Below are 9942 nucleotides of genomic sequence, written 5' to 3'. Positions count from 1 at the left end.
GTCAGCGCGCGGCGTTGTCGTCGTTGGGCAGGAACGCGTCGCCCGGCGTCAGCGGCGCATGGCGGTAGCTGGCCGGCGTGCGGCTGAGCTTCACGGGCGCGCCGATGCCGCGGTAACCGCCTTCCATCTCCACCACCATCTCGCGGTGCAGCGTGTGCGGGTGCTGCAGCGCGGCCGCCACCGGCAGAACGGGCGCGGCGGGCACGCCGGCGGCCATCAGCTGGTCGACCAGCGTGCGGCCGTCGAAGGCGGCGAGCGCGGCTTCGAGCTGCTGCTTGAGGCCGTCGCGGTTCACCGAGCGCGCGCCGGCGGTGCGGTACAGCGGATCGTCGGCCAGCGCGGGCAGGCCGATGCAGCGGCAGAAGCTCGCGAACTGGCGGTCGTTGCCCACGGCCACGAAGATCGGGTCGGTGCCCGTGGCCAGCGCGTCGTAGGGGTAGATGTTGGGGTGCGCGTTGCCGGTGCGGCGCGGCGCCGTGCCGTCCATGAACCAGTTGGCCGCGTGCGGGTGCAGCAGCGAGAGGCCGCTGTCGTACAGCGCCGCCTCCACGAACTGGCCGCGTCCGCTGCGGTGGCGCTCTTGCAGCGCGAGCAGCACGCCGATCACCGCGTTGAGCCCCGTCACCATGTCGACCACCGGCAGGCCCACGCGCAGCGGGCCGCCGTCGGCCTCGCCGTTGATGCTCATGATGCCGGTCATGGCCTGCACGGCGGCGTCGTAGCCCGGCAGCGCGCCCAGCGGGCCGTCGGCGCCGAAGCCCGACACACGGCACCACACCAGGCGCGGAAAGCGCTGCGACAGCGTCTCGTAACCGATGCCCCAGCGCTCCATCGTGCCGGTCTTGAAGTTCTCGATCAGCACGTCGGCCTCGGCCACCAGCGCCAGCAGCGCCTCGCGGCCTTCCTCGGTCGAGAAGTCCAGGTGCTGCACGCGCTTGTTGCGGTTCAGGCCGTGGTAGTACGAGGCCACGCCTTCCTTGAAGGGCGGGCCCCAGGTGCGCGTGTCGTCGCCTTGCGGCGGCTCGACCTTGAGCACGTCGGCGCCGTGGTCGCCGAGGATCTGGCCGCAGTAGGGGCCGCCGAGGATGCGCGAGATGTCGAGCACGCGGATGCCCGCGAGGGCGCCGGTCGAAGAAGGGGCGGTGGTCATGGGGTGGACTCGGAAGAAGAGGGAGCGGTGCGCGGCACCAGCTTGAAGGTGCCGGTGGCCAGCGCGAGCAGCTCGCCGTCGGCGTTGCGCGCCTCGCCGCGCGCGAAGCACATCGCACGCCCGCGCCGCTCGCACACGGCGCTGGCGATCACGTCGCCGGCGCAGGGCGCGGTGTAGTGCACCGTGATGTCGACGGTGACCACGCCGAAGGCCGTGGGCGCGTGCGAACGCACGGCGCTGGAGAGCGCACAGTCGAACAGCACGGCGATCGCGCCGCCGTGCACGTCGCCGCGGCTGTTGGTGTGGTCGGCGCTGTAGGGCATGCGCACGCGCGCGCGCTCGTCGCCGATGGCTTCGCCGCGCAGCGCGAAGGCGCGTGCCATCGGCATGGGCAGGCCGAACAGCACGCCCGGTGGTTCGTCGACGAAAGCGGTGTCCGACATGGTGTGCGTCTGGGGGTCAGTCGAGCAGGCCGCGCTGGCGCAGGCGCGCCACGCGCTCCTTCTCGCGCGCGGTCGTGGCCAGCGCGTAGCGGCGGTACTGCTCGGGGTCCATCGCGTTGGCCTGCTGGTTCAGCTGCTCCAGCACGCGCAGGCCGGCGGGCGATGCCAGTGCCTTGCGGAAGGCGTCGTGCACGGTCTTCACGCGCGCCGGGTCCATGCCGGCCGGGCCGGCGATGCCGTAGGGCGAATCGATGACCGCGTCCACGCCCTGCTCGCGCAGCGTGGGCACTTGCGGGTAGCGCTTGACGCGCTGCGGCGTGAGCATCACGAGGTAGCGCATCTTGCCGGCATCGATGTGCGGCACGGCCACGCCCGAGAGCGGCGCGGCGTCGATGTGGCCGCCGAGGATGGCGTTGGTGACTTCGGCGTCGCCCTTGAAGGGCACCATGTTGAGCTGGACCTTCGCCATCTCGGCGGCCTCGTCCATCACGATGCGCGGCGTGCCCACCGCGCCGGTGGCGCCCACGTTGAGCTTGCCCGGGCGGCGCGCGGCATCGGCCGCGAAGTCCTGCCAGGTCTTCCACGGCGCGTCGGCCTTCACCGCGAGGCCGAAGGTGTAGTCGGACAGCATCACCACGTACGAGAAGCTGCGCGCCGGGTCGAAGGCCACCTTGTTGATGAAGGGCTCGCGGTACACCGAGGCCGGCAGCACGGCCAGCGTGTAGCCGTCGGGTGCGGCGCGCACCAGCGCGGCGGCGCCGTTGGTGCCGCTCGCACCGGGGCGGTTGTCGAGCACCACGGGCTGGCCGAGCGCCTTGCCTGCCTCGTCGGCGACGGCGCGCAGGTGCTGGTCGGTGGGACCGCCCGCGGCGTATGGAACGATCAGCGTGACGGGGCGTTGCGGGTAGGTCTCCGCGGTGGCGGCGCCGGCTGCGGTGAACAGCGCGGCGAGGGCGATCAGGCGTGACAGCAGGTGCGTCTTCATCTTCTTGTCTCCTTGTTTTTCTTGTGCGTCGTGGCGGTCAGTCGAGCTGTGCGCCGGACTTCTTCACCACGTCCTTCCACTTGGCCGTTTCGCTGCCGATGAACTGCGCGAGCTTCTGCGGCGAGGTGTCCGCCGTGGCTTCCAGGCCCTGCGCGGCGAACATCTGCTTGACCTTCGGCGAGTTGAGCACCTCGGCGAACGCGTGGTTGAGTTTGGTCACGCGGTCGGCCGGCGTGCCGGCGGGCGCGACGATGCCGAAGAACACGCTCACGTCGTAGGGCTTGTGCAGCTGCTCGGTGATGGTGGGCACCTCGGGCAGCGCCTGCGAGCGCGCCGAGGTGGCCACGCCGAGCGCGCGCAGCTTGCCGGCCTTGACGTAGGGCAGCGCGGTGAGGATGTCGGTGAAGGTCATGCTGACCTGGTTGCCCAGCAGGTCGTTGAGCGCCGGGCCCGTGCCCTTGTAGGGCACGTGCAGCAGGTCGGTGCCGGCCACCGAGTTGAACAGCACGCCCGCCAGGTGCGACGAGGCGCCGTTGCCCGACGAGGCGTAGCTGAGCTTGCCCGGGTTGGCCTTGGCATAGGCGACCAGCTCGGCCACGTTCTTCACCGGCAGGGCCGGGTTCACCACCAGGATGTTCGGCAGGTAGCCGACCTGGATCACGGGCGCGAAGCTCTTCGTCGGGTCGTAGCTGATCTTGCGGTACAGGCTCACGTTGATGGCCAGCGGGCCCGAGGTGCCGAACAGCAGCGTGTGGCCGTCGGCCTCGGCGCGCGCCACATAGTCGGCGCCGATGTTGCCGCCCGCGCCCGCGCGGTTCTCCACGATCATGGGTTGGCCGAGCTTGTCGCGCAGCTCGGCGGCGAGCGTGCGCGCCATCGCGTCGGTCGGGCCGCCGGGCGGGAAGGGAACGACCAGCGTCATGGGCTTGGTCGGGAAGGCGCCGGGCTGGGCGTGCACGGCGGGCGTGGCTGCCAGCAGCAGCGCGGCGCAGGCGGTGCCCAGGAGGAGGCTGAGTCGTTGTCGCATGGGGTCTTGTCTCCGTTGTTCTCGAAAAAGGGGCTCAGGCCGCTGTGCGTACCAGCGCGGCGTGCCAGTCGGCGGGCAGTGCGTCGGGCGCCAGCGGATCGCGCGGCAGCACGCGGTGCAGCAGCACCAGCTGGGCCCAGCGCAGGCGCGCGGCGGAGCCGCCGGCCGAGGCCTCCCAGGCCATCGCGGCGGCGCTGGTGCAGTGGTACAGGGCCGAGGCGGCCTGGCGCGCGAGCACGTCGCCGCCTTCGCGCGCGGCGGTCTCGGCCAGGGCGCAGGCGCGTGCCATCGTGTCGCGCAGCGCGGCGGCAAAGGCCGGCGTGAGTTCGGTGGCGTCGCCGATGAGCTTTTCGACGTGCGCGCGCAGCACGGGCAGCGAGCCTTCGCGCTTCACGGCGCGGATCACGTCCAGCGCCACGATGTTGCTGGTGCCTTCCCAGATCGAGCCCAGGTGTGCGTCGCGCACGAGGCGCGGGTCGCTCCACTCTTCGATGTAGCCGCAGCCGCCACGCACGTCCATCGCATCGCCCGTGACCTGGCGCGCGTCGCGGCAGGCGCGGAACTTGATGAGCGGCGTGAGGATGCGCAGCAGCGCATACGCATCGGGCTCGCCGGCGTCGGAGCGCGCGAGCGCCTGCGCGGTCTGGCAGACCATGGTGCGGGCCTGTTCGGACGGCACGCGCAGCTTGTCGAGCTGGCGCTGCATCAGCGGCATCTGCTCGAGCGCGCGGCCGAAGGCGCGGCGCTCGGAGGCGATGTACTCGGCCTCGGCCACCGCGCGGCGCATCAGGCCGGCGGAACGCACGCCGTTGGACAGGCGCGAGTTGTTGACCATGTCGGCCATCTGCTGGAAGCCGCGGCCTTCCTCGCCCACGAGGTAGGCCACCGCGCCTTCGAGGCGGATCTCGCCGCTGGCCATCGAGCGCGTGCCCAGCTTGTCCTTGAGGCGGATGATGCGGTAGTGGTTGAGGCTGCCGTCGTCGAGCTCGCGCGGCAGCAGGAACAGCGACACGCCCTTCATGCCCGCGGGCGCGTCGTCGGCGCGCGCCAGCACCATCGCAAAGCCGGCGTCGGGGTTGGAGCAGAACCACTTGTCGCCGGCCAGGCGCCAGCTGCCGTCGGCCTGGCGCTGCGCGGTGGTGGCGGTGGCGGCGATGTCGGAGCCGGCGGCCTGCTCGGTCATGAACATCGCGCCCTGCGCGAGTTCGTCGAAGTCGAGCGAGGTCAGGCGCGGCAGGTACTTGGCGACCAGCTCGGGCGCGCCGAACTTCTTCAGCGTGCGCGTGAGCGAGTCGGTCATCGAGACCGGGCAGCACAGGCCGAACTCGGCCTGCACGAAGAGGTAGGTCAGCACGTACTTGACCAGCGGCGGCATCTTGCCGCTCCAGCCCAGGGTCTCGTCGCGGTGCGAGATGGCGGCCAGGCCGAACTCGCTGAGCGCCAGGCGCTCCATTTCGACGTAGGCCGGGTGCTTGATGACCTTCTGCTCGTCGATGCCGGTGCGCGTGCGCTGCTTCAGCGTGGGCGGGTTGCGGTCGGCGGTGCCGGCCAGGTCGTCCAGCAGGCCGCCCGCCAGGCCGCCCAGGCGCTCGAAGTGCGGGCGCATGTGGGTGAGCAGGGCCTCGGGCAGGTACAGCGCGAGCAGCGTGTGCAGCTCGGTGTCGGTGGTGAAGAGGTTCTGGCCGTGGCGATCGGGGATCGGGTGCGCGGCGGCTGTGGCGGCGGAAGCAGCGGGTGTGGGCATGCGGGCGTCTCCTGGTTCGCCGCATTGTTGAGTTGGCAACGATCCGTGTCTAATATTGATTTGGTCTTGTGCGATTTGATTTGACTATTCATGGAACTACGGCACTTGCGCTACTTCTCCGTGCTCGCCGAAGAGCTGCACTTCGGGCGCGCCGCGCGGCGGCTGGCGATTTCGCAGCCGCCGCTGTCGGTGGCGATCCGCCAGCTCGAAGACTCGGTGGGCGCACGCCTGTTCGAGCGCAACAGCAAGGAGGTGCGGCTCACGCCCGCGGGCGAGGCGCTGCGGGTGTCGGCGCGGCGCGTGCTGCTGCAGGCTGAAGAAGCGGCGCTGGAGGCGCGCGACGTGGCCACCGGCTCGGCGGGCCGGCTGCGCATCGGCTTCGTGGGCGCCATGCTCTACCGCGGCCTGCCGCCCGCGCTGCGCGCGTTCCAGGCGCGGCATCCGGCGGTGCGCATCACGCTGAGCGAACTCAATTCGGGCGTGCAGATCGCCGAGCTGCTGCATGACCGGCTCGACCTGGGCTTTGTCCACACGAGCCGCATGCCGGCCGAGCTGCAGCACCGGTTGCTGCTGTCGGAGCCCTTCGTGGCCTGCCTGCCCGCGGGCCATGCGCTGGCGCGCAAGCGCGTGCTGGCGCCGGCCGACCTGCGCGATCAACCCTTCGTGCTGTTCTCGCGCGAGGCCTCACCCGACTACCACGAGCGCATCCTGTCGATCTGCGCCGACGCGGGCTTCCTGCCCGAGGTGCGCCACGAGGTGCGGCATTGGCTGGCCGTGGTGTCGCTGGTGTCGCAGGGCATGGGCGTGGCGCTGGTGCCGCAGGCGATGCGGCACTCGGCGCTGCGCGGTGCGGTGTTCCGCCCGCTCGACCGCGCGGTGGCGCAGTCGGAGGCTTACGGCGTGTGGCGCACCGGGCCGGTCAATGTGCTGGTCGAGCGGCTGCTCGAAGGCGTGGCGCAGAGCCTGGCCGCGAACGCCGCTCAGTGATCACGCGTAGAGGGGCTCTTCGGCCATCTGCTCGCACTGGTCTTCCAGCACGAGGATCTGGCCCTTCCAGTAGTCGCTGGAGCCGAACCACGGGAAGTTGATCGGGAAGATCGGGTCTTCCCAGCGGCGTGCCAGCCAGGCGCTGTAGTGGATGAGCCGCAGCGTGCGCAGCGGCTCGATGAGCGCCAGCTCGCGGCGGTCGAATTCGCGGAACTGCTCGTAGCCGTCGAGCAGGCCCGACAGCTGCGCGGTGCGCTGCGCGCGGTCGCCCGACAGCAACATCCACAGGTCTTGCACGGCAAAGCCCGTGCGCGCGTCGTCCAGGTCGACGAAGTGCGGGCCGCCGCCGGGGCGGTCGGTGGGCGTCCACAGGATGTTGCCGGGGTGCACGTCGCCGTGCAGGCGCAGCTTGCGGGGCTTGAAGTCGGAGGCCGACGGCTGCAGCGCCAGGGCGGTGGCGCGGACCATGTCCAGCGCCTCGTTGCAGATTTTTTCCCAGTCGCGCTGCATGTCGAGCGGGATCTTGTCGTTCTCCAGCAGCCAGTCGCGCGAATCGAGGCCGAAGGTCTGCAGGTCGAGCGCGGGGCGGGCCTCGAAGGGCTTGGCGCTGCCCACCGTGTGGATGCGCGCCAGGAAGCGGCCCACCCATTCGAGCACCTCGAAGTTGTCCAGCTCGGGCGCGCGCCCGCCGCGGTAGGGGCTCACGCTGAAGGCAAAGCCGGCGTGGTGGTGCAGCGTCTTGCCGTCGAAGGCCAGCGGCGGCACGGCCGGCACCTCGCCGGCGGCCAGTTCGAGCGAGAAGGCGTGCTCTTCGAGGATCTCGGCCTCGCTCCAGCGGCCGGGGCGGTAGAACTTGAGCACCACCGCCGGATGGGGATTGGGGTCTTCCAGGTAGACCTGGTAGACCCGGTTTTCATAGGAGTTCAGGCCGGTGAGGCGGCCGTCGCCGTGCAGGCCGAGTGTCGCGAGCGCGTCGAGCACCACGTCGGGCGTGAGGCTCTCGTAAGGATGGGTGTTCGCGGGCGCGACAGAAGAAGGGGTCATGCGGCGATTGTCGCCACATGGGCCCCGCGCGGGTCAGCGAGCGCCCGCTTGTTTGTAAAGCGAAAGGATATGGCCGGTGCGCGGGTCGCCCTTGCCCGCCAGCACCTGCGCGTAGGCGGCCTGCACCGCCTCGCCGCCATGGTGGTGCTCGGTGTGCAGCCAGGGGTTGCTGGTGTCGGTCACCGTGGCCAGGAAGCGGTGCCACGCGGCCACCATGCGTCGGCCGAACTCGTCAGCGCCCCATTCGGTGGTGCGCTTCTTGATCTGCGCCGGCGCGAAGAACAGCGTGGCGCGCGGGCCGGTCAGGCTCTTGCCCGCGCCCTTGGCGGCGAGCTGCTCCACGTGCGTGCCGCCGATCGAGCTGCTGTACTTCAGGTTGGTGAAGCGCTCGTGGATCGCGGTGCGCAGCTCGCCGTTGCCGGCGAAGTCGATGTACACGCAGGGCGTGTCGGCCGCGATGGTGTCGAGCGCGTCGTAGGTCACCACGCGGTCGTAGCAGCCCAGGCTCTGGCAGAAGGCCACGTTGGCGGGCGAGGTGAGGCCGACCACTTCGATGCCGTCGCGCTGGTGCAGCTGGAAGGCCGTGCCGTAGGCCGTCTTGCTCGAGGCGCTCGACAGCAGCATGGTGGTGGCGCCGAAGAAGTCGTTGTCGGCCATGAAGTCGTCGATGAGCCACGAGGTGATGAACAGCGGGCGCAGCAGCGCCTGCAGGTCTTCGGTGTCGGTGGTGTACAGCGGGTCGGCGTTGCAGCGGAAGTACTGGTTGTAGACCGCGGGCAGCTCGGCGCGGTGCGCCGCCGCGTCGGTGAAGCGCGAGGGCGAGAGCCGGTCGGGGCTGAGCACCGCGCTCGTGGACATCGGCCAGTAGCCGTAGATCCGTTCGCCCACGGCCACGCCCGGGTGCTGCGACTGCACCACGCTGGCGAAGCCCCACACCGGGATGCTGCCCCAGCCTTCTTCCTCGGAGGGAAAGAACTGCCAGTAGCTCATCGCATCGCCGAAGGCGGCGTAGGTGATGTTGTTGGAGGTGAGCGCAAAGCTGTCGATGCGCACGCGCACCTGGCCGTCGGTCAGTGGCCGGTCGGAGGTGTCGGTGTGCAGGCGCGTGGTGGCCAGCTGGTCTTTGCGGATCAGGAGGTGGGTGGTGCTCATGGGGTCGATCTCCACGGGTGTGTGTTGAAGACGGGTGGGCGGGACGGGCGAGACGTGCGGCCACATTAGCCAAGCTTGGTGAAAGGCGCTATCTCGGCGTGCGTTTCGGCGTCACCCGTGAGACAGACATGAAAAAAGCGCCCGGGCTTGGGGCCGGGGCGCTTTGCTTCGTGTCGCCCGGAGGCGGGAAATCAGACGATCGTCAGTTCCACGTCGATGTTGCCGCGGGTGGCGTTCGAGTAGGGGCAGACCTGGTGGGCGGTGTCGACCAGCAGCTTCTTCTGTGCGTCGTCGAGGCCGGGCAGCGAGATCGCCAGTTGCACCGAGATGCCGTAGGCCGCGCCGCCGTTCGTCGGGCCGAGGGAGACCTTGGAGTCGATGGCGACTTCTTCCGGCACCTTGACGCTGATCTTCGGGCCGACGGCCTTCATGGCGCCGATGAAGCAGGCTGCGTAGCCGACCGCGAACAGCTGCTCGGGGTTGGTGCCGGGCTTGCCCGAGCCGGGCGAGCTCAGCTTGACGTCGATGGCGCCATCGCTGGACTTGCCGGCGCCGTCACGGCCGCCGACGGTGTGGGCTTCTGCGGTGTAGAGAACTTTGTCGAGCTTGGTGGTCATGGTGATTTCCTTTGGTCAGGGGAGTGGTGATGAAAGGGCTTCTTCTCACGAAGCCGGGGAGAACTCTGGATGGGTTGTGTGTCAGGCGGCTTTGCGGATGCGGTCGCGCAGGGTCTGGATCTGCTGCGTGAGGGCGATCAGCTCGGGGACGGAGCATTCGGCGGCGGCCATGAGGCACTCGGGGACGTTGGCGGCTCGGGACTTGAGCTTGCGGCCTGCGGGGGTGAGCGTGATGTGGACGCGGCGCTCGTCTGCGACGTCGCGGACTCGGGATACGTAGCCGTTGGCTTCGAGGCGTTTTAGCAGCGGGGTGAGGGTGCCGGAGTCCAAAGAGAGACGCTCGCCGAGGGCGGAGACGGTGGGGCCGTCTTGCTCCCAGAGGGCGAGCATCACGAGGTATTGGGGGTAGGTGAGCTGGAGCTTTTCTAGCAACGGCTTGTAGAGGCGGGTCATTGCCAAGGAGGCGGAGTAGACGGCGAAGCAGAGCTGGTTGTCTAGCTTGAGCAGGTCGTCTGTGTTGGGTTTCGTTGGCATGGGTTGAATTGTAGTTCGCAATTGAATTGTGTGCAATGCAGTTGTTTTGGATTGGTTTTGGGGGGTGCTTTCCGGGGCCGGGACTCGCCCCGGCGGGCGACTCACTTTCTTTGCTTCGCCAAAGAAAGTAAGCAAAGAAAGGCGACCCCACTGTCTGCGACCCTTCGCTTCGCTACGGGCAACCTGCGGTGCTCGCGTTTCGCGGGGTCTCGCAGAACTCGCTTCGCTCAAACAGCTGCGAGCCCTGATCCGCGAAACG

10 protein-coding genes are annotated in these 9942 nt (G+C 69.7%); 1 reads left to right on the top strand and 9 read right to left on the bottom strand.

The genetic code is table 11. From position 1 onward, the window contains the following. Position 1 precedes the first annotated feature (1 nt). From AC07OX_RS11445 to AC07OX_RS11425, 5 genes are read right to left on the bottom strand one after another with little or no spacing between them, the layout of a single operon-like run. Positions 2-1150: a CaiB/BaiF CoA transferase family protein gene (locus tag AC07OX_RS11445; protein ID WP_495261492.1), complete on the bottom strand. Its 1149-nt coding sequence runs from the start codon at positions 1148-1150 to the stop codon at positions 2-4. Continuing rightward, the gene (locus AC07OX_RS11440; protein WP_495261493.1) at positions 1147-1593 is read right to left on the bottom strand and encodes a PaaI family thioesterase; all 447 of its coding nucleotides are present in this window, start codon (positions 1591-1593) and stop codon (positions 1147-1149) included. Before AC07OX_RS11440 ends, AC07OX_RS11445 begins: the two co-directional genes overlap by 4 nt. Before the next feature lie 16 nt (positions 1594-1609). Continuing rightward, the gene (locus AC07OX_RS11435; RefSeq protein WP_495261494.1) at positions 1610-2578 is read right to left on the bottom strand and encodes a tripartite tricarboxylate transporter substrate binding protein; all 969 of its coding nucleotides are present in this window, start codon (positions 2576-2578) and stop codon (positions 1610-1612) included. A 37-nt stretch (positions 2579-2615) separates the two neighbouring features. Continuing rightward, positions 2616-3605 carry a Bug family tripartite tricarboxylate transporter substrate binding protein gene (locus tag AC07OX_RS11430; protein ID WP_495261495.1) on the bottom strand — a complete coding sequence of 330 codons (990 nt, stop codon included), beginning with the start codon at positions 3603-3605 and terminating at the stop codon, positions 2616-2618. Between the two features lie 34 nt (positions 3606-3639). Further along, a complete protein-coding gene (locus tag AC07OX_RS11425) occupies positions 3640-5349 on the bottom strand; it encodes an acyl-CoA dehydrogenase family protein (RefSeq protein ID WP_495261496.1) in 1710 nt (569 codons plus the stop codon). Between the two features lie 90 nt (positions 5350-5439). On the opposite strand from AC07OX_RS11425, the gene AC07OX_RS11420 reads away from it, so the two are divergent. Beyond that, the gene (locus AC07OX_RS11420; RefSeq protein WP_095747085.1) at positions 5440-6336 is read left to right on the top strand and encodes a LysR family transcriptional regulator; all 897 of its coding nucleotides are present in this window, start codon (positions 5440-5442) and stop codon (positions 6334-6336) included. Here AC07OX_RS11420 and AC07OX_RS11415 read toward each other — a convergent pair whose 3' ends face one another. The 4 genes from AC07OX_RS11415 to AC07OX_RS11400 form a co-directional block, all read right to left on the bottom strand. Next, positions 6337-7380 carry a serine/threonine protein kinase gene (locus AC07OX_RS11415; protein WP_495261497.1) on the bottom strand — a complete coding sequence of 348 codons (1044 nt, stop codon included), beginning with the start codon at positions 7378-7380 and terminating at the stop codon, positions 6337-6339. Between the two features lie 33 nt (positions 7381-7413). Then, positions 7414-8532 carry a DUF2855 family protein gene (locus AC07OX_RS11410; RefSeq protein WP_495261498.1) on the bottom strand — a complete coding sequence of 373 codons (1119 nt, stop codon included), beginning with the start codon at positions 8530-8532 and terminating at the stop codon, positions 7414-7416. Between the two features lie 191 nt (positions 8533-8723). Beyond that, on the bottom strand, positions 8724-9149 hold the full coding sequence (locus tag AC07OX_RS11405; protein WP_062481095.1) for an organic hydroperoxide resistance protein: 426 nt from the start codon (positions 9147-9149) through the stop codon (positions 8724-8726). A gap of 81 nt (positions 9150-9230) precedes the next feature. Next, positions 9231-9683, bottom strand: a complete 453-nt coding sequence (locus AC07OX_RS11400; RefSeq protein ID WP_487847445.1) for a MarR family winged helix-turn-helix transcriptional regulator — start codon at positions 9681-9683, stop codon at positions 9231-9233. Positions 9684-9942: the final 259 nt, after the last annotated feature.

The organism is Variovorax sp. GW821-FHT09D07, assembly GCF_059416345.1.
The sequence above is the reverse complement of the archived record's forward strand: the minus strand, read 5'-3'. Positions and strand labels throughout refer to the sequence as shown.

Excerpts from the sequence above, each read along its gene's own strand:
- AC07OX_RS11445 (WP_495261492.1), bottom strand. The coding sequence starts at position 1,150 with ATGACCACCGCCCCTTCTTCGACCGGCGCCCTCGCGGGCATCCGCGTG.
- AC07OX_RS11440 (WP_495261493.1), bottom strand. The coding sequence starts at position 1,593 with ATGTCGGACACCGCTTTCGTCGACGAACCACCGGGCGTGCTGTTCGGC.
- AC07OX_RS11435 (WP_495261494.1), bottom strand. The coding sequence starts at position 2,578 with ATGAAGACGCACCTGCTGTCACGCCTGATCGCCCTCGCCGCGCTGTTC.
- AC07OX_RS11430 (WP_495261495.1), bottom strand. The coding sequence starts at position 3,605 with ATGCGACAACGACTCAGCCTCCTCCTGGGCACCGCCTGCGCCGCGCTG.
- AC07OX_RS11425 (WP_495261496.1), bottom strand. The coding sequence starts at position 5,349 with ATGCCCACACCCGCTGCTTCCGCCGCCACAGCCGCCGCGCACCCGATC.
- AC07OX_RS11420 (WP_095747085.1), top strand. The coding sequence starts at position 5,440 with ATGGAACTACGGCACTTGCGCTACTTCTCCGTGCTCGCCGAAGAGCTG.
- AC07OX_RS11415 (WP_495261497.1), bottom strand. The coding sequence starts at position 7,380 with ATGACCCCTTCTTCTGTCGCGCCCGCGAACACCCATCCTTACGAGAGC.
- AC07OX_RS11410 (WP_495261498.1), bottom strand. The coding sequence starts at position 8,532 with ATGAGCACCACCCACCTCCTGATCCGCAAAGACCAGCTGGCCACCACG.
- AC07OX_RS11405 (WP_062481095.1), bottom strand. The coding sequence starts at position 9,149 with ATGACCACCAAGCTCGACAAAGTTCTCTACACCGCAGAAGCCCACACC.
- AC07OX_RS11400 (WP_487847445.1), bottom strand. The coding sequence starts at position 9,683 with ATGCCAACGAAACCCAACACAGACGACCTGCTCAAGCTAGACAACCAG.